The sequence below is a fragment of the Blautia sp. MSK20_18 genome, assembly GCF_020553125.1.
GTDB classification, from domain to species: domain Bacteria; phylum Bacillota; class Clostridia; order Lachnospirales; family Lachnospiraceae; genus Blautia_A; species Blautia_A fusiformis.
This window is the reverse complement of sequence record NZ_JAJCGR010000007.1, coordinates 78,632-101,359: the sequence shown is the minus strand read 5'-3', so window position 1 is coordinate 101,359 and position 22,728 is coordinate 78,632. Positions and strand designations below refer to the sequence as shown.

Below are 22,728 nucleotides of genomic sequence, written 5' to 3'. Positions count from 1 at the left end.
CTGCAGGCTTTTTTATATTACAGGAAATCTGTAAGATACTACGATATGAAATATAGATTCCAAGAAAACGACTGTCTGGATACATTTGATTGCGTGTTAATAGCGTGCTAAAAATATCAACACGCAAATGCACATGCAGATAATAGCTACTTTGAACAAAACAAAACTACAAAAATTGTATAGAATAACTGAAAAAAAGAAAAATGAAAAGAAGTACTTGCCCAAATTGTAAAACAGTGCTATATTAACATCATAAGAAACACGCAAGAAAGCACGCTAAATAAAAGAAAAAGCACGCAAAGTAAAAAAGCACACAAAAAAGAAGTAAAAAATAAACCATCAAACAAACGGAGGTAAGATCATGAAGTATATCGAATTTGATGAATCCAGACCAATGGACCTGGTGCTCCTTGGAAGAGTTGCCATTGATTTTAATCCTGCTTACAACGATCAGGTAAAGGAGGAGTTCAAACCCCTGAAGAAGGTACATATGTTTGAGAAATTTGTAGGAGGATCTCCTGCAAACATCGCTGTAGGTGTTACCAAGCATGGCCTGAAAGCAGGATTTATCGGAAAGGTTTCGGATGATCAGTTCGGTGAGTATGTTGTAGATTATTTTGATGAGAGAGGAATCGATACCTCACAGATCACAAAATGTACAAACGGAGAGAAGCTGGGACTTACCTTTACCGAGATGCTTTCTCCAAAGGAAAGCAGTATCCTCATGTATCGTAACCGTATCGCAGATCTGCAGCTTCATGTAGACGACATCCACGAGGATTATATCAAAAATGCAAAAGCGATCCTCATTTCCGGAACTGCTCTTGCAGAGAGCCCTTCCAGAGAAGCAGCGATCAAAGCGGTTATGCTTGCTAAGAAAGTAAACACAAAGATCATTTTTGATATTGATTATAGAGAGTACAACTGGAAGAATGCAGATGAGATTTCCATCTACTATTCCATCGTAGCTAAGGAAGCTGACATCATCATGGGCTCCAGAGAAGAGTTTGACCTTACAGAGAAACTGATCAAAGAAGGCATGACTGATGAGGAGAGTGCAGCTTACTGGCAGGCAAAAAATGCAAAGATCGTTGTCATCAAACACGGTATGAAGGGTTCCACAGCCTACACAGTTGATGGACAGAAGTTCAGCATCAAGCCATTCCCGGTTGAGGCAAGAAAAGGCTTCGGCGGCGGCGACGGATACGGCTCCGGATTCCTGTATGGACTGTATCAGGGCTGGGAGATCATTGACTGCCTGGAGTTTGGTTCTGCTGAGGCATCCATGATGGTTAAAAGCAACAACTGCTCCGATTCCCTTCCGGGACCGGATGAAGTTCACGCATTCATTAAAGATGAAAAAGAAAAATTCGGCGAAATGATCGCAAGAGTATAAAGAAAAGGAGTGGGAAAAATGGCAAAGACAGTAAGAATGACAACTGCACAGGCAATTGTAAAATTTCTGGATAATCAGTATGTTTCCATGGACGGAGTGGAGACAAAATTCGTAGAAGGATTTTTCACGATCTTCGGACACGGTATTGCTGTAGGACTTGGTGAGGCACTGGATACAAATCCGGGACAGCTGAAGGTTCTTCAGGGAAGAAATGAGCAGGGTATGTGTCACGTTGCTACCGCTTTTGCAAAACAGAGCAACCGCAAAAAAATCATTGCATGCGCTTCCTCCATCGGACCTGGAGCTGCAAACATGGTAACAGCATGTGCAACAGCAACTGTAAATAATATTCCGCTTCTTGTATTCCCGGCAGATACTTTTGCATCTCGCCAGCCTGACCCGGTTCTCCAGCAGCTGGAGCAGAGCAGCAGCCTTGCCGTCAGTACGAACGATGCATTCAAGCCAGTCTGCAAATACTGGGATAGGATCACAAGACCGGAGATGGTCATGACCGCTCTGATCAATGCAATGAGAGTTCTTACAGATCCGGCTGAAACAGGTGCATGCTGCATCGCGCTTTGCCAGGATGTTGAGGGTGAGTCCTTTGACTTCCCGGAGTACTTCTTCAAGAAGAGAGTGCATAGGATCACAAGACCGGTTGCAGTAGAGGAAGAGCTTGAGGATGTGGCAGAGGTCATCGCAGGAGCGAAGAAACCGCTTATCGTTGTTGGTGGTGGTGTCCGTTACTCAGAAGCTGGAGAAGCTGTTGAGAAATTCTGTGAAGAGTTCAAGATCCCATTCGGCGAGACACAGGCCGGAAAGAGTGCCTGCCAGTCTGGCAATCCGTACTGTCTTGGCGGTATCGGTGTAACAGGAACCTACGCTTCCAACATCATCGGTAAAGACGCAGACGTGGTAATTTCTATCGGTTCCAGAATGTCTGACTTTACAACAAGCTCCAAGCATCTGTTCCAGAATGAGGATGTTCAGTTTGTAAGTATCAACAACTGCAGATTCCACGCATACAAGATGGATGCAGTAAAAGCAGTGGGTGATGCAAAAGCTACCGTAGAAGCACTAGCAGAAAAGCTTCGTGCAAGAGGATATAAATCTGCATACACAGATGAGATCGAGAAAGCAAAAGCTGCATGGGATAAAGAGATGGAGCGCCTTGGAAGCATTGAGTACACAGGAGATGATTTTGAGCCGCTGATCAAGGCAAGAGATCCTCGTACGATTCCGGAATATGTAAAGCTTACAAACGGAAAGATCACACAGACAGCAGCACTTGCAGCAATCAACAGAACTATCGACAAAGATGCAACCATCATCACAGCAGGCGGTTCCCTTCCAAGCTGTATGCAGCGTATGTGGAGAACAGACAAACGTGGCGGATATCATGCAGAGTACGGATATTCCTGCATGGGATATGAGGTTGCCGCTACCCTCGGTGTGAAATTTGCTGAGCCGGATAATGAAGTATACTGCGTAGTTGGAGATTCCAGCTTCCAGATGCTCCACAGTGAGATCATGACTATCATGCAGGAGAGACAGAAAGTCAATATCATGGTATTCGATAACTGCGGATTTGGCTGCATCAACAACCTTGAGATGAACCACGGAATCGGAAGCCTTGCAACAGAGTTCCGTTATACAGACGGCAAGAAACCGACCGGAGATCTGATCCCTGTAGATTATGCAAAGATCGGCGAAGGCTATGGCCTGAAGACCTATACCTGCCGCACAATCCAGGAGCTGGTAGATGCTCTGGAAGATGCCAAAAAGCAGGAGATCGCATGCCTCTTTGATCTCAAAGTTATCCCGAAGACCATGACAGACGGATATGAGTCATGGTGGGATGTAGGAATCGCAACAACATCTGAGAAAGAAAGCGTAAGAAAGGCCTGCGAGGGAGTTATGAAAGGCCGTGAAGAGGCAAGACTGTACTAATCTGGGAGGTAAGAAAATGAGTAAAGTATTTGGTTATCCGGAATATGACGAAAAAGGCGAAAAGATTCTTACAACATACGATAATGAGTACAAGGCCATGATGATGGACATCCGTGTTTACCGTATGAAAGCAGGAGAGACAAGAACATTTTTAAGAGAGGGTGAGGAGACAGCAGTTCTCCTCCTCTCCGGAAACATTACCTATAAATGGAACGGAAACGAAGCTGCAGCAACCAGAAAAGACGTGTTCACAGAGGGACCATGGTGTGTTCACGGATGCACAGGAACTGAGATTACAGTCGTAGCAAATGCAGAGTCACAGATCCTTGTTCAGTGCACAAAGAACGAGAAAGATTTCGGTGCAAAACTCTACAAACCGGAAGATGCTCCGTGGGGATATTCCTGCGTAGGCAAGTTCGGAAATGTTGCGAAGAGAAGAGTAAACACCATCTTCGATCATGACATTTCACCGGAGTCCAATATGGTTCTTGGTGAGGTTCTCAATGACAGAGGAAACTGGTCCGGATACCTGCCGCACAGACATCCGCAGCCTGAGACATACTTTTTCAAATTTGATCATCCGGAAGGGTTTGGAGCAAGCTTTGTCGGTGATCAGGTATTTAAGAGTACAGACGAGAGCTTTTCCGCAATTCCAGGAGGAGAGCTTCATCCGCAGGCAGTTGCACCTGGATATCAGATGTATACATGCTGGATGATCCGCCACATTGACGGAAATCCGTGGCTGCAGACAGACCGCTGCGAGGATGAGAGATATACCTGGCTTCATGACGCCGAGTTTTAAGGATTCGGAGATACTGATACTGGATCGTAAATAACAGGCAGCAGGAATAGGAGAATGCTGTTGTTCGTGAGGAGCGGACAGCAGTAGACCTGCTGCTATTATGAAAAAAATTGTACTGACTGAAGGGAGATTTTGACAATGGCAAGAGAATTTATTGTACCTGGAGAAATTATTTCCGGTTCCGGAGCACTGGACATGGCAGAAGGAGCACTGAAACTCCTTGGTAAAAAAGCTCTGATCGTAACCGATAAAGTAATGATCGACCTGGGAAACTGTGCAAAAGTTGAGAAGGCGCTGACAAATCAGGGCATTGAATACAGCATTTATTCTGACATCTGTGGTGAGCCAACAGATACCATGATCGAAAAAGGCTTACAGATCTATAAAGATGAGAACTGTGACTTCCTGGTAGCTCTGGGAGGCGGAAGCCCTATTGACTCTATGAAAGCCATCGGCTCACTGGTAGTAAACGGTGGAAGCATTTCCGACTACATGGGAAAAGTGATCGATGTAAAGATGCCGCCAATGGCGGCGATCCCTACCACAGCAGGAACGGGATCTGAGGCAACACAGTTCACGATTATCACGGATACCAAAAAAGACATCAAGATGCTTCTTAAAGGCAAAGTTCTCATGCCGGATCTTGCCATTATCGACCCGCAGTTTACTATGACTGCACCTCCAAAGATCACAGCAGCAACAGGTCTTGATGCACTTTGCCACTGTGTGGAAGCTTATACATCCAGAAAAGCACAGACACTTTCCGATACTTTTGCAGTATCTGCAGTAAAGAGGATCTTTAAATATCTTCCGGTTGCATATAAAGACGGAAAGAATGAAGAAGCTCGTGTACAGATGTCTGTCGCTGCTCTTGAGGCAGGAATCGCATTTAACAATGCATCTGTTACCATTATCCATGGAATGAGCCGTCCGATCGGAGCACTGTTCCATGTAGCACACGGACTTTCCAATGCCATGCTTCTGAAGGAGTGCCTTACCTTTGCGCTTCCCGGAACATACGACAGATTCGGAGCGTTGGGACGTGATATTGGTGTGGCGGATGCAACTGATTCTGATCAGGAAGCGGCTGAGAAATTCCTGAAAGCAGTAGAGTCACTTGTAAATGAACTGGATACTCCGACTCTGGAGCAGTTCGGTATCAATAAAGAAGAGTTCTTCAACGTCATCGACAAAATGGCACATGATGCCATGGACAGTGGAAGTCCTCAGAATACCATGCGTGATGTAACAGAAGAGGAAGTAAAAGAAATCTACAGAAAACTCTGGTAAAATGTAAATGTAAACTCTGCATTGCCAGATAGGAAAAGACTCCGGACCGGAGAAAAAGGCTCCGGAGTCTTTTTTCCCGTGGCAAATATAGCTGCAAAAGAAAAGGAGGCGTATCCTTCATGAGAAAAAAGTATATCTGTATTCTGGTGGCAGTCATAGGAGTTTGCAGCCTTTCCGGATGCGGGTCTTCTGCAAAGAAAACAGAAGAAGAGCAGGTAACGATCGGTGTTGTTACAAAATCTAAAAGCAGTGAATATTGGTTGTCTGTCTGCGACGGAATGAAAGATGCGGCAGAAAAATATCATGCAGATGTGGTGATTCTGTCTCCGGATTCCGAAACAGAAGAAGAGGTTCAGAAAAATATGATCCGGGATCTTCTGAAAACCGATATCCAGGCGATGGCAGTTTCTCCTATAGATTCCTATGAATGCGAAGATTATTTAAATTTCGCAAGAGAAAAGGGGATTTCTGTATATGCCTGTGATACTCCCATAGAGGATTCAGAAATCCCTTATATTGGAATTGACAATGAAAAACTAGGCTATGAGCTGGGCGAGCAGCTTGCAAAGGCTCTGGATCATAAAGGAAAGATTGGCGTGATCGCCGGTGATTTTAAGCAGGCTGGACACCGGATGCGTGTTGCCGGATTTGAAAAATATATGGAAAAAGAGCCAGGGATCACCATTGAAATGGTTCGGAACGGATACAGCAATATGCGGGTTTCCCAGAAGGATGTGGATGAGATCCTGGTGAAGTATCCGGATCTTAACGGAATCATGGCCACAAGTGCAGTGACGGCCCTGGGGCTTTCAGAGGCAACTGAAGGACGGGAGATTTCTATTGTTTCCGTAGATGCTCAGGAAGATGCCTTGAAAGCGGTTCAGGATGGGCGTATTGTGGCGCTTGGCGCGCAGTCCGGTTATCAGATCGGTTATGAAACCATCCGGTATATTGTGAAGGATCTGGAGGGAGAGGGAACAGGAGAAGATGAGATTCTGGATTCCCAGGTGCTTACCGAAGAAAATATTGATACATATATGAAGGATGACGGACATTCTCATCCCTGATACAAGCAGGTTTCCGTCCGCTGCTTATTATTTTTTACAATCCGGCAGAGGCATTGACTGATTCGGTAAAAAGTCAGGCTGGTATCCAAAAATAAAACACGAAACATAAAAATAGGACAAAAGAAGGATGTAGAGATATCAGAATCAGAAAAACTTTGGTACAGATTTAACAGTCAGGTAAAAATAATACCGAAAAAACTAAAATTTCTCATACTATGATAATCCTGTATTTTCGATAAAATAGAATCATCAAAAGGAAAGCGAAAATAAAAAACGAAAAGAAATGAAAGGGCGGGATAATAAGATGGAGAAGAAAAAACTTTCGGTATCAACAGGGCTGTGTTATGCTGGAGGAGATGTAGGATGTAATATCGTGTTCGGAATGATCGGAACACTGCTGACGCTGTTTTACACAGATTATGTAGGGATAAGCGCAGCAACAGTAGGACTGGTAATGTTACTTTCCAGATGCTTTGATGGATTTTCCGATCTGGTCATGGGTGTCATTGTAGAGAGGACCAATTCCAAATGGGGAAAATCAAGACCCTGGCTTCTGTGGATGAGCATTCCGTTTGCGCTGTCAGCAGTACTGCTTTTCACAGTGCCGCGTACAACAGGGATGCTTCAGTTTCTGTATCTCTTTGTAACCTATAACTTCTGTACGACCATATGCTATACAGCGATCAATCTTCCATATGGAAGCCTTTCTTCAATGATGATCCGCGAATCATCAGAGAGAGATAAACTCAGTGTATTGAGAATGGGACTGTCACCTATCGGAAAGATCGTTGCAGCAACCTGTACACTGCCGCTTGTAAAGCTTCTTGGAAATGATCAGGCTGCATGGATCAAGGTTATGAGTGTATGGGCAGTGCTTGCACTTGCACTTCTGCTTCTCTGCTTCTTCAGATGTGAGGAAAAGGTTCAGATCGAAGCAAGAAAGAAAGATGAGAAGCTTCCGATTCCGACAATGCTGAAGGCACTTTTTGCAAATCAGTATTTCTGGGCAGTAATGCTTCTGTGGACAGTGCAGAGTGTATCCTTTACGATCACAGGAACCATTCTTCCGTACTACTGTAAATATATTTTCAACAATGATACATGGATGTACAGCGCACTGTTCCTTACAGAAACCCTGGTTCTGGTAGTGGGAATCTTCATCTGCTCACCGTTGATCAAGAAATTCGGAAAAAGAAATATCGCATTTGTCGGTGGATTTGTTGCACTTGGCGGCCAGATTCTGTTTTTCCTGAATCCATACAGCTTCGGCTTCATGGTTATGAGCTGTGTCACACGTGCCATCGGACTTGCTCCACTGAACGCAGTTGTATTCAGTATGGTTGGTGATGTAGTAGAGTTCGGACAGTGGAAAAACCATATCCGTCAGGAAAGTCTGATCTTTGCAGGCGGTTCCATCGGAACAAAAGTTGGCGCAGGTCTTGCCTCCGCAGTGATCACAGGTCTTTTAAGCAGTTCCGGATATGTAAGCTCATCTGCAGGAATAACTGCACAGCCGGAAACAGCACTGGAGATGATCGTTTCTCTTTATAAATTTGGACCGATCCTCATTGCAGCAGTGATCATTGTAACGCTTTTCGGATATAAGCTTGACAAAATGTATCCGGCGATCATGCAGGAGCTTACCGAGCGCGAGGCACATGGACAGTTATAAACATTTTATTGTAAAACATATATTCAACCGCAAATAGGAAATCAGGCAGGGGTAGGATACTCCTGCTGTTTCCTGCGTTTATGGGCATATAGCATAGAGAGGCGTATATCCGCTTTACGGAAGGGAGGAGTTCTATGTTAAAAAGTATCCGGGCAAAGATATTACTGGCGATCCTGACAGTAACCATGTTTACTGCCTGTTCTCTTACGGTGGTATTTTATTTTCGGGCAGCAGGGATGATCGAAGAAAATTATTCAGGTATCCTGTATGGACGGATGCAGCAGACTATAAAAGAGCTGGACGAATCCCTGAAAGAGATTTATTATGTGAATACGAGAACTGCCTGGGATACAGATATACGGAATAATGCGAAGGACTACAGCTGTACAGAAAATGAAAACAGCCTGGAAAATATGGCCGGGCTTCTCCGGGAACACAGTCGGGAATATAAAGATATCAACTCCCTTTACTTTGTCTTTCCAGACAAAAAAATGGCTGTGACTTCTGAGGAATTTCCGGTAAACAAGCAGGGGATTTCAGGAGAACATATTGAGGAATTGGAAAAAATACAGGAACTGGATTCCTTTCCGGTTCTTGTGGAATCTCCGATCCATGAAGGCGGCAGCTTTCTTTCTGTGATCCAGAAGGTAGAGGATGATAACGGAGAGATTCTGGGGTATGTTGTCGCAGACATCAGGGAACGGGCAATTTATTACGAATATCTGGAAGCTGTCAATGATGAAAAGATCACCAGAATAGTTCTGGTAGACAGAAATGATGAAATCGTGACATCCGGAGACTACAGTGACATTGGAAAAACATTTCCGGAGATTACAGACCAGAATGTTCCTAAAATGGAAGGCTATGCAGAAAAAAACGGTGTGATCTCTTTTTTTAGCAGAGGTAGCTTTTCAGACTGCGGCTTATATCTGGAGGTACCGAAAAAAGAAGTTTTAAGCGGACTTTCCCGGATGCGGCTCTTTCTGATCGGAATATTTGGTGCAGTTTTTGTGGCAGCTGTGCTGCTGGCACTGTGGCTCTCCAGAGTAGTCTGCGGACCGCTCAGATCCATGACTGGCACGGTTGAGAAGGTTGGTGAGGGAGATCTGAGCCTCCGTACAGAAGTGACTACTGCTGATGAGATCGGAACCCTCGGAAAAGAATTCAACCACATGCTGGATTATATCGAAGCTCTGATCGCCCAGGTGATTGAAGAGGAACAGCAGAAAAAAGATGCAGAGCTGGAAGCACTGCAGTATCAGATCACACCGCATTTTATGTATAATACATTGAACTCCATCAAATTTGCGGCATTTCTGAAAGGGGAAAAAGAGCTGGCGGGGCTTATTGGAGATTTCGTGGAGCTTCTGCAGGCCAGTATCAACAAAAAGGGAAGCTTCCTTTCTGTTGCCGATGAGATCCATATACTGAAAAATTATATCCATCTGCAGGATTTTCGCTATCAGGGAAGCTTTCAGGTGAAATATGAGATCTCTGAGGAAGCATACCGGTGCTATATTCCAAGACTGATCCTTCAGCCGCTTGTGGAGAATGCTCTTCTTCACGGGATCGACATCAAACGGCAAACAGGAAAAATCTGGATCAGCGGAAACGTAAGTGAAGGAAAGCTGATCCTCATAGTAAAGGATAACGGCAGAGGAATGACAAAAGAGCAGATCCGAGATCTTTTTAACAGTCATGCAAAAAAAACAAACGGACTTTCCGCAGTAGGGATTCCAAATGTAAAAGAACGCCTGGAGCTTTATTACGGGACACAGGGAGGAATGGAATACGTAAGCAGTGGAAACGGTACGGAGGTCACGGTATTTCTGCCTGCGATCTATGATATGCCTGAAGAAGGGAGAAAAAATTAATGTACAGAACACTGGTGGCAGATGATGATTTTCTTGTAAGGAGCTATCTCAAAACCCTGGATTCCTGGGAAAAAGCAGGATATGAGATCGTGGATGATGCAGAAGACGGGGAGGAAGCTTATGGATTCCTTCAGAAAGAAAAAATCGATGTTCTTGTGACGGATCTTACCATGCCTGTGATGGATGGAATTGAGCTGATCAGAAAGATCCGTGAGGAAAACAGGGATATTTATATTATCGTGCTCAGCTGTCATGATGATTTTGAATATGTAAAAGAGGCCATGCGCCTTGGGGCGGATGAATATGTATTAAAGAACAGTTTGGATGAGGATAGTCTTTATGATACTCTGGAAAAATCAGCCCGGCTGATCGAGAAGCGCAGAGAAAAAAGTCAGGAACAGGCACGGACGAGAAAGCTGATCCATCTGGGAAGTCACGCTCTGAAGTATTATTTTTTTAACGGACTGATCTCGGGGATGCTGAAAAATCAGGCACGTGAGGAAAAGCGTGTGGAAGCCGGAATCGCCGGGAAATATTTTAACAGTGCTGTGATCTGTATGTTTATGGAGAACTGGGCAGAGAGGGAAAGACAATGGACGCCGCTGGAAGTGGAACAGTATTCCCATCATTTCCGTCACAGACTGCTGGAACGTACGGAGGAGCTTCTTGGGACAGAAAGTGAATTTGCGGAAGTGGTCTATCTTGGCGCAGGGATTTTTTGCTGTTTTCTTGATCTTTCCGGAGACTGCAGGACATCGGCTATGCAGCAGAGACTGACTGAGGCAGCAGCGATCTGCTACCGGCACTGTCAGGAGGATCTTTGTGATTTTGGTATCAGTGTCAGCAGTGTCTGCATGGGAGAGGATGGGATCCGCCAGGCTTATCAGCAGGCCAGAGAAATGATGAAGCTGCATTTTTATGAGAAAAAAGAGATCCTTTATTTTGAAGGGCGGAAGAAAGCGGACAGTGTTCTGCCGGAAAGTGCTGAGAAGCTGGAAGGGCAGATTTCCAGGCTGAAGGCAGGGAAAGACCGAAAGAAAGCGGAGGAACTCTGGACACAGGTTCTCGCTGACTGTCAGGATCGCTATACCGATGGAAGACTTCTGGTACAGTGGCTTAAGAAATTGAATCAGACAGCCGGAATTGAGAAAGAGCCCATCTGGTATGGAGATATCGAAAGCTTTGAGAAATTCAGGGAAAAGGGCAATGCCTGTATTTCACAGCTTTTTGTGGGGGAAGAGGATGCTGTTCCGGAGGGAATCTCTGCTGCTGTGAAAAAAGCACTGGAGTTTATCCGGGAACATTATGAAGCGCCGATCAGCCTCCAGGATGCAGCAGATGCGGCGGAGGTAAATCCTGCTTATCTCAGTTATCTTTTCAAACAGGAGATGAAGATCGGTTTTTCCAATTATGTGCAGGAGCTTCGGATCGACTGTGCAAAGAAGCTTCTTTCAGAAACAAACTGTAAAGTGAAGGATGTGGCATTGCGTTCCGGTTTTGGAGATTATCATTATTTTTCCAAGACATTTAAGAAGTTTACGGGCTTAAGTCCTGCGGAATACAGAAAAGAATCCGGATTATCATAGAAAGAGGTGCTTAGTATGGGAGTTACTATAAGGCAGATCGCGGAAGCTGCCGGTGTTTCCAGAGGTACTGTTGACAGAGCGTTAAATAACAGGGGCAGGATCCGTCCGGAGGTTGCTGAGAGGATCCGTGCCATCGCTGATGAGATGGGGTATAAGCCGAATCAACTGGGCCGTGCTCTATCCATGAGCAGAAATAATATTAAGATCGGCGTGATCCTGCAGGGTGCGGAAACACCTTTTATGAAAGAAGTTCTGAAGGGGATACAGGAGGCGTGCGCTGAGGTGGATAATCTTGGTGGTACAGTCCTGGTCCATAAGATCGAGCATCAGAATGCGGAGGATGTTATTTTCGCCATGGAGAAGATGCGGATGGAAGAGGTTCGTGGTATTGCCATGGTTCCTTTGGATGAGGAACGTGTGAAAAGGGAAATTGACCGGTTTGTGGAGGAATTTCGGATCCCGGTGGTGACGTTTACTTCGGATGTGGAGGATACGAAACGGCTTTGCTTTGTAGGGCAGAACGGTGTGCAGTGTGGCCGTGCGGCTGCGGGGCTTATGGGGGAGCTGACCGGTGGAAAAGGAAAGGTTGCTGTGATTTCCGGCTATAGTACCAATACTTCTCTGAGCAGCAGGGTGGTTGGATTCCGTGAGGAAATTGCGCGGAAGTATCCTGGGATTGAGATCATTGGGCCGGAGTATTGCTTTGAGGAGAATGGCAGGGCCAGGGAGATTACGGAAGGGATATTTAAGGATGTTCCGGATCTTGACGGGATATATCTTACTTCTCATGGTGAGGAGGGGGTGTGTGAGGCAATCGCCGGAGCGGGGAAAGCTGGTCGGGTGAAGATGGTTGCCAATGATTTTATGGGGCGGAATTATGAGCTGATGAGGGAAGGGTTTATTCATTTCCTGATCGGGCAGGATGCCAGGATACAGGGGTATGAGCCGGTGATGATTTTGTTCCGGCTGCTGTTTAATGGGGAAGCGCCGGAGAGGGCGAAGATTTTTACGGAAATATATATAAGGAATGAGTATACGATTCCGGAGGGGAGACACTGAAGTGGGGTGTCTCCTTTTTTTTGTGCGGAGGGACGCCGCGGAAGGGGATGCTGTCTGGTCTGCGGCTTCGTCGGGGGCTGGCTTCTAGGACGCCGGAAATCTGCTAAAAGCGTTTTTCAAAAGTCCGAACTCGCGGCCTGTTGCCGCTCAGACAGCGGACTTTTGAAAAACAACGCAGATTCCCGCCGTCCAAGAATCAGCTCCCCTCCTGCAGAAGCAGAGCCAGACAGCATCCCCTTCCGCGGCTGGTGTTTCCAGCGAGAAAAAATGTCGTTTGACGATAGGTTGTGGGTCGTCAGCGCTGCGCTGGACGACTGCAAGGGCTGAGTTTGCGCCTGTTTGCCGGGAGAGTTGTGGGCATCGGCGCTGCGCTGGATGCTTGAAGGGATGTAAGCTGTGATGCTGTGATGGATGCTTGAGTGGATGTGAGCTGTGATGCTGTGCTGGATGCTTGAGGGGATGTAAGCTGTGATGCTGTGCTGGATGCTTGAGTGGATGTGAGCTGTGATGCTGTGTTGGATGTTTGGAGGGGGTGGCGTGTGGGATGATTAGGGTGATTGTATGGGAATGTGTTGGAGATGTTTTTGGTGAAGTTGACCTAAAAATATTACATATTGTGGCTAAAAATAGTTCTCGTCATTTTTAATAGAAAAAAGATGGTAATATTGTACAATATTAGGGGTTGCGATTTGTGTGTTGCGATGATATTATATTAAGCATAAAGAGCGTGTTCGGACACGCAAAGAGATTACATTGGGAAAATAAATCAAAAGGAGATCAAAACTATGATTAAAGTTGGTATTATCGGAGCAGGTAGAATTGGTAGAGTTCATATTACCAGTATCACAACAAGGGTGCCGGATGCGGTGATCAAGACGGTTGCAGATCCTTTCTTAAATGATGAGACTGCTGCATGGGCTAAGAGCATGGGTGTTGAGCACACGACTAAGGATTATAAGGAGATTATCAACGATCCTGAGATTTCCGCAGTTCTGATCTGTTCTTCTACAGATACTCATTCTCCGATTTCTGTAGAGGCTATCAAGGCTGGCAAGCATGTTTTCTGTGAGAAACCGATCGATCATGACATTGCCAAGATCAAAGAGGTTATCGATGCTCTTGAGGGCACAAATCTGAAATATCAGGTTGGTTTTAACAGAAGATTCGACCATAACTTTGAGTCTCTTCAGCAGGCTGTTGCAGCTGGTAAGGTTGGTAAACCGGAGATCATCAAGATCACTTCCCGCGATCCTGAGCCGCCTAGCATTGATTATGTTAAGGTTTCCGGTGGCATGTTCCTGGATATGACAATTCATGATTTCGATATGGTTCGTTATCTTGCAGGCTGCGATGCTACAGAGGTTTATGTTCAGAGCGCAAATCTGGTTGATCCGGCTATTGGTGAGGCTGGGGATGTTGATACAGCTGTTATCACTCTTCAGATGGAGAATGGTGCTATTGCTGTTATCGATAACTGCAGAAGAGCTTCCTATGGCTATGATCAGAGAGCTGAGGTTTTCGGTTCTGATGGTATGGCTGCTATTTCCAATGACAGCCAGTCTTCCACAGTGATCAGCAATGCTGAGGGTGTTACAGGCGAGAAGCCGATGTTCTTCTTCCTTGAGAGATACATGGACGCTTATGGTAAAGAGGTTGCAGCATTTATTGATGCGATCGTTAATGACAAAGAGACACCTCTTAATGTTTATGATGGTCTGAAGCCGGTATTAATGGGTCTTGCAGCTAAGAAATCCAGCGAGGAGCACAGACCGGTTAAGATTTCTGAGATTATGGAATAATTCAAATAAAAAGGAGAATTGACCAATGTTTGATAAGAATAAAGTAAAGCTTGGTATTGCACCAATTGCATGGACAAATGATGATATGCCGGATCTTGGCAAAGAGAATACTTTTGAGCAGTGCGTCAGTGAGATGGCTCTTGCCGGTTTCACAGGCTCCGAGGTGGGTAACAAGTATCCGAAGGATCCTGAGGTTCTTAAGAAGGCTCTTGAGCTTCGTGGTGTTGAGATCTGTAACCAGTGGTTCTCAAGCTTCCTGATCACCAAACCGTTTGAGGAGGTTGAGAAGGAGTTCCGTGCACAGCTTGCTTTCCTGAAAGCTATGGGTGCGAAAGTGATCGGCGCATCTGAGCAGAGCCACAGTGTTCAGGGCCAGATGGATACTCCGATTTTCGGACATAAATATGAGATGAATGACGAAGAGTGGGATACCTTCTGCACAGGTATGAACAAGCTTGGTAAGATCGCAAAAGAGGAGTATGGTATTGCTCTTACTTTCCATCATCATATGGGTACTGTTGTACAGAGCCTTGCTGAGGTTGACCGTATGATGGAGAATACAGATCCTGAATATGTAAGTCTTCTTTTTGATACCGGTCACTTTACATACTGTGGAGAGGATCCTCTTGAGGTTGTAAAGAAATATGTTCACAGGATCAAACATGTTCATCTGAAGGATATCCGTCCGGAAGTTGTTGAGCAGGTTAAGAAAGAAAACATGAGCTTCCTTGCAGGCGTAAGAGCCGGTGCCTTCACGATTCCGGGAGATGGATGCATCAACTATGATCCAATCTTCAAGGTTCTCGAGGATGCAGGCTACGAGGGATATATGGTTGTTGAGGCTGAGCAGGATCCGGCTAAGGCTAATCCGCTTGAGTATGCGATCCGTGCAAGAAAATTCATTGCTGAGAAGACAGGCTTATAATTACGACAGGGAAATAGGTGCATGCTGATGTACAGTTAAGCGGAATAAAGATGTCCGCTTTGCATAGAAAAAGCGGTATCAGCCAGTAGTGCTTTGACACCGCTTTTTTCTGTAAGAAGATGCAAACAGTGTACGATAAACAGGACAGGAGGGCCGAATCATGGCACTTGTGAAAATGAAAGATCTGCTGAGACGTGCCGAAGAGAAAAATATTGGCTGCGGTGCTTTCAGTGTTGGTAATATGGAAATGGTAAGAGGTGCGATCCGTGCAGCAGAAGAACTGGATACTCCGATCATCCTTCAGATCGCGGAGGTGCGTTTGAAAAATTCTCCGCTTCACCTGATGGGACCGATGATGGTACAGGCTGCAAAGGAGGCTAAGGTGGATGTGGCTGTCCATCTGGATCATGGTCTTACTTTTGAGACGGTTGACAAGGCTCTGGAGCTTGGCTTTACATCGGTTATGCTGGATGCTTCTACGCTTCCTTTTGAGGAAAACATCGCCAGAGTAAAGGCCGTTGTGGAGAAAGCACGTAAATACGGCGCTACAGTTGAGGCTGAGCTGGGACTTGTGGGCGGAAGTGAGGATGGAAGCTGTGACCACGGTATCCGCTGCACAGATCCGGATGATGCGGTCGTTTACGCAAGAGAGACAGGTATTGATGCGCTTGCAGTTGCCATCGGTAATGCCCATGGTAATTATCCGGTAGCGCCGACGCTTGCTTTTGATGTATTGGAGAAGATCCATGAGAGAGTGGATATTCCGCTGGTTCTTCATGGCGGCAGTGGCATCACTGATAAAGATTTCCAGAAGGCAATCTCTCTTGGCATCCGTAAGGTGAATATTGCCACAGCAAGCTTTAACAGCCTGACAGCTCATGTGGAGAAATATATGGAATCAACAGATAAGCATAATTTCTTTGACCTCAATGAGGCTATGGTCCAGGGTACTTACGAGAATGTGAAGAAACATATTCTTGTATTTAATGAGCCATATCAGGAGTAGGTCAAGGATTTTCTTGTAAAAAAAGAAAAGGTCTGATAAGATGTTCTCAGTGAAAATAACTGGGAACATCTTTTTTGTGCCCATAAAAGAGGAGAGATAAAAATGGAACAGAAAGAGACTGTCTGTTCAGTTGCGAAGAAATGCGGCGGTTGCCGTTATCAGGGTGTATCCTATCAGGAGCAGCTTCGCAGGAAACAGAGAATTACAGAAGGCCTTCTGAAAAAATTCGGAAAAGTAGAGCCGATCATTGGAATGGAAGATCCCTATTATTACAGAAACAAAGTTCATGCAGCTTTTGGCCGTGACCGGAAGGGAAACGTAATTTCCGGGATTTATGAGGAGAAGAGTCATAGGATCGTTTCCGTAGATGACTGTATGATCGAAGATAAAAAAAGTCAGGAGATCATCCGTACCATACGTGGTATGCTGAAATCCTTTAAGATCAAGACCTATGATGAGGATACAGGATATGGACTTCTCCGCCATGTGCTTGTGCGGAGAGGCTTTTCCACAGGAGAGATCATGGTGGTATTAGTTACGGTTTCTCCAATATTTCCATCTAAGAATAACTTTGTAAAAGCTCTCCGTAAAGAGCATCCGGAGATCACTACGGTGGTTCTCAATGTCAATGACAGACAGACAAGCATGGTACTTGGAGACCGCAATATCGTACTTTACGGACCGGGATTCATCAAAGATCGACTTATGGGACTGACCTTCCGTATTTCTCCATCTTCTTTTTATCAGGTAAATCCTGTGCAGACAGAAGTACTTTACGGAAAGGCTATGGAGTTTGCGGCAATGACAGGAAAAGAGAGGGTGATCGATGCTTACTGCGGCACAGGTACTATCGGGATCATCGCTTCCGGGAATGCCAGGGATGTCATTGGTGTAGAACTGAACCGTGATGCTATCCGTGATGCCAGAATGAATGCCAGGGAAAACAAGATCCGTAATGTTCGTTTTGTTCCGGGAGATGCAGGATGGTTTATGGAAGGAATGGCAGCAGAGGGAGAGAAGGTGGAGGTTGTTCTCATGGATCCGCCACGTTCCGGAAGTGACCGTAAATTCCTTCACTCCCTTTTGACTCTTTCACCGGAAAAAATTGTTTATGTATCCTGCAACCCGGAAACCCTAGCAAGAGATCTTGCCTACCTTACTAAGAGAGATTACCTGGTAAAGAAGATGCAGCCGGTTGATATGTTCCCGCTCACCGATTCAGTGGAGGTTGTTTGCCTTCTGGAGAATCGTAGGACCAGACCGGGAAGAGCTTAGATTTTTGGCAGCTCACAGTGATATGCGATGCCAAGGGGCGTAACAAGAAGCGGATGGACCGGACGGTATACCGGAAGCTTCAGCCTCTTTTCAAAAACGGTAGTAAATTCCTTAAACATGGAAGAACCGCCAACTACATAAACAGCCGGAACCTGATAGCCCTTTAGAAATTTCTCGGTGATCACAGCCATTTTTTCTACAGTGGCCTTGATCACAGGGAAAATTTCGTCTTCTTTTTCCGGAGTAGTTTTCAATACTTCGGCTTCCTCATAAGGGATCTTATAGTGACCGGCGACTGTCATGGTCATATGGCTGCCGCCAGTAGCCTCATCATCGGTGTAGATAACTTTTCCGTCTTTCAGGATGCTGATACCGGTTGTGCCGCCACCCACATCCACAACAGCACCGTCTGTGATCTTAAGGACAGCAGCTGCGGCAGTAGGCTCGTCCACGATATTTGTAACCTCGAAACCGGCACCCTCCAGAACATAGCCGATGCTTTTGACACTGCCCTCAGAAACTCCTGGAGGGATGGCAGCAGCACCGTAAATAAGTTCTGTGCCAAGCCTTTCCTCCAGCTCATTTTTAAGCTTTGTCACAAGCTGGACAGATTCATAGTAATTGACGATCACTCCATCCTGGATCGCATGGGATGGTGCGGAAATTCCGGCTATGGGACGGTTATTCCGGTCGACAACGGCAAGAACGGTATTGGCAGTACCAAGGTCGATGCCTGTCTTCAGACGACCGCGGAATTTTTTACATTCACCTGTTTCTACAAGTTCTGCAAAATTGGACAAAGTTCTGTTTTTTAATTCCATTCAAAATACTCCATTTCTTTCAGACAGGGACAAAAAGAATTTTGCCCCTGATATAAATTCTAATAATTGCGGCCGGTAAAGATGGCAACGGATCTGGGCCGCATGCAGAAATCGTGTTCAATGCGTGGCTCCTGGCCTTTTTCGTAGAAATAACGGCCATTTCCGTCACCGAACGTGTTGACACAGAGATACCATGCACCGGGACGGGCAAGCTCCGGAAGTGTGACCGTTACGTCCTCCCAGTATGCGTTGATCACAATGTAGATCAGGTCATCAGTGCCTTTGCTCTTATCATAGCCTGCAAAGCTTACAGCGAAGGTGTGGGCATCTCTTGGAATGGTCACATCCCTTGCGTCAATGTTATGAGTGTGGATATTTTCCATACCGCATACTGCGTTGGGAAGCTTCCGGGAGATAACAGGGTGGTCTTTACGGAACCGGATCATAAATTTGAAAAATTCAAAAAGATCGTGATTTTTCTCCAGAAGCTTCCAGTTGATCCATGAGGTTTCGTTATCCTGACAGTAGGTATTGTTATTTCCGTGTTTTGTGTTTCCGAATTCATCACCTGCAAGGAACATCGGGGTTCCGCGGCTGGACATCAGTACAGCACAGGCATTTCGTATCATGCGGAAGCGGAGGGAGAGCACTTCGGGGTTGGTGGAATCGCCCTCTTCTCCACAGTTCCAGCTGCGGTTATCGTTGGAACCGTCGGTGTTATTCCAGCCGTTTGCTTCGTTGTGTTTTTCATTGTAGGAATAAAGATCATACATGGTGAAGCCATCGTGGCAGGTAAGGAAATTGACACAGGAATTGTATCCTGCATAATTGTCATTATGATCAGAATAAAAGCCTCCGTACAGATCACCGGAACCGGAAATACTCCATGCAGCGTCCCAAGCATTCCAGAAATCTCCCTTCAGGAAGGAACGGAGGCAGTCACGGTAACGGCCATTCCATTCAGCCCATCTGCGGCTGGCAGGGAAAGAACCAACCTGATACAGCCCGCCGGCATCCCAGGCTTCTGCGATCAGTTTGACATTTCTAAGGACCGGATCGTAAGCGAGAAGCTCCAGAAGGGGCGGATTGTTAAGTGGAGAACCGTCCTCATGGCGTCCGAGAATGCTGGCAAGATCGAAGCGGAAGCCGTCCACACGGTAGTTGATGGTCCAGTAACGTAAGCATTCAAGGATCATCTGACGTACAATGGGATGGTTACAGTTCAGAGTATTTCCACATCCGCTGAAATTGTAGTAATTTCCCTCTGGAGTCAGCATATAATAAACCTTATTGTCAAAGCCCTTAAAGCAGAAGGTTTTTCCCAGCTCGTTTCCTTCGGCGGTATGATTGAATACAACATCAAGAATTACTTCGATGCCATTTTCGTGGAGCTCACGGATCAGCTCTTTCAGCTCAGTTCCCTCACAGTTATGCTCCGGCTTGGAAGCGTAGCTGGTGTTTGGAGAAAAGAAGTTGACAGAATTGTATCCCCAGTATTCCAGAAGCCGTTTGCCATTTACAGTACGGGCATTCATATTCTCGTCGAACTCGAAGATCGGCATCAGCTCTACGGCGTTGATCCCCAGTTCCTTGAGATAAGGGATCTTTTCACGAAGACCGGCAAAGGTTCCCGGGTGCATAACACCGGAAGAAGAATCCTGTGTAAAGCCGCGGACGTGAAGCTCATAGATGATCAGGTCACTGATCTTACGGGTGGACTGCGGCATGTCTTCCCAGTCAAAGGAATCACGTACCACACGGGCATGATAGCTTCCGATCTTTTGCTGGCCCCATTCACGCTGACCGGCAACGGCTTTGGCATAAGGATCAAGAAGAACCTTTGTCTTATCGAAGATGTGACCCTTTTCCGGTTCGTAAGGACCGTCAATGCGGTAGCCGTACTCCAGATCTTCGATGTCCAGTCCCATGACGATCATGGAGTAGACATCACCGATACGACAGGCATTGGGAAAAGGAAGGACTGCGAAGGGTTCCTCTTCTCCGTAGTGGAAAAGAAGAAGCTCGCAGGATGTACCGTGGCGGGTATGTGCGGTAAAGTTGACTCCGTTGGAAAGAGGAGTAGCGCCATTTAATTCAAAAAACCCGGGACGTACAGGAAATCCCGCAATAATATCTGTGGGCCGGGATGTCAGTGTATTCTCAGAGAGCATAGTCTGATTCTGTGTTTTCATTTCCGGTATCCTCCTTGGTGAAAATTTTTTTACAAACAAAAATATTATAACTGATTTTCAGAAAAAAGTACAGGCTGGGTTGTTGAGAACAAAGTGAACAGCAGCATTCCAATAACGCGGGAACCTTCGGGAAAATCTTCTTGAGGTTTTTGACGGGAAGGCTTACAATATGAACCAGAAACTTTGAAAATGTAAGGAAAGGAATAATAGCAGTATGAATGAAGAAACACTGGAGATTTCTTTTGACCAGATAGAGAAAGAACGGGGGAAATATCTTCTGATAGATACCCGTGATAAAGTAACTGTAGAATATGGAATGATCCCGGGAGCAATCTCTGTTCCGGAACAGGAACTGGAAGAGCGGGCAGAAGAACTGAAGGGGGATAAGATACCGGTCCTTTACTGTACAAGAGGGCTTTTCAGCCAGGAGGGTGCAGAGATGCTCCGGGAAAAAGGAATTCCCGCACTGAGCCTGAAAGGTGGATATACAGGATGGCTTTTTCAGCAGATGCAGAAAGAATCCGGTAAAGAGAACAGTGAAGAAGAGGAAAATGATGCAATGGAACAGCGGCGGAAGGATATCGAGCTGAGTATCCGCAAAAAGTTCCATAAGCAGCTGTTTTCCAGATTTGCCAGGGGAATCAACGATTATGAGCTGGTGAAGCCGGGAGATAAGATAGCAGTCTGTATTTCCGGTGGTAAGGACTCTATGTTGATGGCCAAACTGTTCCAGGAACTGAAGCGTCATAACAAGTTTCCCTTTGAACTGGTGTTTCTTGTGATGGATCCGGGATATAATGAGGCAAACCGTGCGGTGATCGAGCACAATGCCAGGCTTCTCGGGATTCCGATCACAGTGTTTGAGACTGAGATCTTCGATGCGGTTTATAATATAGAAAAATCCCCATGCTATCTCTGTGCCCGTATGAGAAGGGGCTATCTTTACAGCAAGGCAAAGGAGCTTGGCTGCAACAAGATCGCTCTTGGACATCACTATGATGATGTGATCGAGACGATCCTGATGGGAATGCTTTACGGAGCGCAGGTACAGACTATGATGCCGAAGCTCCATAGTACAAATTTTGAGGGAATGCAGCTGATCCGTCCTATGTATCTGATCCGGGAGGCAGATATCAAACACTGGAGAGATTATAATGACCTTCATTTTATCCAGTGTGCATGTAAATTTACCGATACCTGTACTACCTGCCGTACAGATGGTACCAGTGTTTCCAAGAGAATGGAGATCAAGAATCTGATCGCAGAACTTAAGAAGGTAAATCCACATGTAGAAAGTAATATTTTCCGAAGTGTGGAAAATGTTAATCTTCATACAGTTATCGCATACAAAAAAGATGGAGTGAAACATTCTTTTCTGGAAGGGTATGAGGACTGACAGATATAAATAAAAGCTGCTCAGGCGTTAGCCCGGGCAGCTTTTACTTTTTCCCGCTGTTTGGTAAGATCATAATATTCATCAGAGATGATCCCGCGACTGGAAAGTGCTTCGTAGGTTTTCTGCTGTGCGGGGGTCATCTTCATTCCGATTGTGGAATTGACATCGGTCAGTACGCAGCTTGTTTTTTCTACCAGCCAGAAAAGTGCGGAATCATCATCGGGGATCATTTTCCAGATTTCGTTTTCTGTATATGGAAGAAGGGACATGAGAGTTTTTAAGTGTCCATCCTGGATCAGACGGTAATCCCCGTCCGGCATGATGATGCCATCGCCATAGAGTTCTTTTTTCTGTTCCATTTTCTGCAGAAGTTTTTCTGTGAGTTTCATGATCGGCTCCTTGATCTTTATTATTTCAACAGTTTTCAGGCACTGCTTTTTTATGAAGTTAAAAAAATAACAATCAGCGTCTATTGTATGAAGCGGCGACAAAAATGTCAAGAGGTTAAAAAGATTTTCGATGCTTATGAATGATTTTTGTTGTGCAATTTGTTTGCTTTTGTGAGGCTAAAGGTTAAAATTATGTAAAAATTATCGTAAAATAAGATCTTCTGTGGTA

17 protein-coding genes are annotated in these 22,728 nt (G+C 45.5%); 14 read left to right on the top strand and 3 right to left on the bottom strand.

The genetic code is table 11. The features are described from left to right. Positions 1–361: 361 nt before the first annotated feature. The 13 genes from iolC (at position 362) to rlmD (ending at position 17,701) form a co-directional block, all read left to right on the top strand. Positions 362–1,396: a 5-dehydro-2-deoxygluconokinase gene (gene iolC, locus LI091_RS06400; RefSeq protein ID WP_015524405.1), complete on the top strand. Its 1,035-nt coding sequence runs from the start codon at positions 362–364 to the stop codon at positions 1,394–1,396. 18 nt (positions 1,397–1,414) lie between these two features. Beyond that, positions 1,415–3,346, top strand: coding sequence for a 3D-(3,5/4)-trihydroxycyclohexane-1,2-dione acylhydrolase (decyclizing) (iolD, locus tag LI091_RS06395; RefSeq protein WP_118608902.1), 1,932 nt, complete (start codon positions 1,415–1,417; stop codon positions 3,344–3,346). Between the two features lie 16 nt (positions 3,347–3,362). Next, positions 3,363–4,148 (top strand): 5-deoxy-glucuronate isomerase, encoded by a 786-nt coding sequence (locus LI091_RS06390; RefSeq protein WP_015524407.1) that lies wholly within the window; start codon positions 3,363–3,365, stop codon positions 4,146–4,148. A gap of 138 nt (positions 4,149–4,286) precedes the next feature. After that, entirely contained in the window at positions 4,287–5,438 is a 1,152-nt protein-coding gene (locus LI091_RS06385) for an iron-containing alcohol dehydrogenase (protein WP_265190949.1), read from the top strand. Positions 5,439–5,557: 119 nt separating this feature from the next. After that, positions 5,558–6,505, top strand: coding sequence for a substrate-binding domain-containing protein (locus LI091_RS06380; protein ID WP_015524409.1), 948 nt, complete (start codon positions 5,558–5,560; stop codon positions 6,503–6,505). 304 nt (positions 6,506–6,809) lie between these two features. Then, complete coding sequence (locus LI091_RS06375) at positions 6,810–8,177, top strand: MFS transporter (RefSeq protein ID WP_015524410.1); 1,368 nt, start codon at positions 6,810–6,812, stop codon at positions 8,175–8,177. Positions 8,178–8,311: 134 nt separating this feature from the next. Beyond that, on the top strand, positions 8,312–10,051 hold the full coding sequence (locus LI091_RS06370; protein WP_265190948.1) for a cache domain-containing sensor histidine kinase: 1,740 nt from the start codon (positions 8,312–8,314) through the stop codon (positions 10,049–10,051). Then, on the top strand, positions 10,051–11,637 hold the full coding sequence (locus LI091_RS06365; protein ID WP_265190946.1) for a response regulator transcription factor: 1,587 nt from the start codon (positions 10,051–10,053) through the stop codon (positions 11,635–11,637). The genes LI091_RS06370 and LI091_RS06365 overlap by 1 nt, the downstream gene beginning before the upstream one ends. Positions 11,638–11,652: 15 nt before the next feature. Next, a complete protein-coding gene (locus tag LI091_RS06360) occupies positions 11,653–12,696 on the top strand; it encodes a LacI family DNA-binding transcriptional regulator (protein WP_237971435.1) in 1,044 nt (347 codons plus the stop codon). Between the two features lie 785 nt (positions 12,697–13,481). Then, positions 13,482–14,495, top strand: coding sequence for an inositol 2-dehydrogenase (gene iolG / locus LI091_RS06355; RefSeq protein WP_015524414.1), 1,014 nt, complete (start codon positions 13,482–13,484; stop codon positions 14,493–14,495). A gap of 25 nt (positions 14,496–14,520) precedes the next feature. Beyond that, entirely contained in the window at positions 14,521–15,420 is a 900-nt protein-coding gene (iolE, locus tag LI091_RS06350) for a myo-inosose-2 dehydratase (RefSeq protein ID WP_015524415.1), read from the top strand. Between the two features lie 160 nt (positions 15,421–15,580). Then, the gene (locus LI091_RS06345) at positions 15,581–16,426 is read left to right on the top strand and encodes a class II fructose-bisphosphate aldolase (protein WP_265190945.1); all 846 of its coding nucleotides are present in this window, start codon (positions 15,581–15,583) and stop codon (positions 16,424–16,426) included. 102 nt (positions 16,427–16,528) lie between these two features. Next, entirely contained in the window at positions 16,529–17,701 is a 1,173-nt protein-coding gene (gene rlmD / locus LI091_RS06340) for a 23S rRNA (uracil(1939)-C(5))-methyltransferase RlmD (RefSeq protein ID WP_265190944.1), read from the top strand. Here rlmD and eutJ read toward each other — a convergent pair. Beyond that, positions 17,698–18,522 carry an ethanolamine utilization protein EutJ gene (gene eutJ / locus LI091_RS06335; protein WP_059085472.1) on the bottom strand — a complete coding sequence of 275 codons (825 nt, stop codon included), beginning with the start codon at positions 18,520–18,522 and terminating at the stop codon, positions 17,698–17,700. The genes rlmD and eutJ overlap by 4 nt on opposite strands. Positions 18,523–18,581: 59 nt before the next feature. Next, entirely contained in the window at positions 18,582–20,714 is a 2,133-nt protein-coding gene (locus LI091_RS06330; RefSeq protein WP_118368423.1) for a glycogen debranching protein, read from the bottom strand. Between the two features lie 214 nt (positions 20,715–20,928). On the opposite strand from LI091_RS06330, the gene LI091_RS06325 reads away from it, so the two are divergent. After that, entirely contained in the window at positions 20,929–22,110 is a 1,182-nt protein-coding gene (locus tag LI091_RS06325) for an ATP-binding protein (protein WP_110103008.1), read from the top strand. A gap of 20 nt (positions 22,111–22,130) precedes the next feature. On the opposite strand, the gene LI091_RS06320 is transcribed toward LI091_RS06325, so the two are convergent. Next, positions 22,131–22,499, bottom strand: a complete 369-nt coding sequence (locus LI091_RS06320) for a hypothetical protein (RefSeq protein ID WP_015524421.1) — start codon at positions 22,497–22,499, stop codon at positions 22,131–22,133. Between the last annotated feature and the right edge of the window lie 229 nt (positions 22,500–22,728).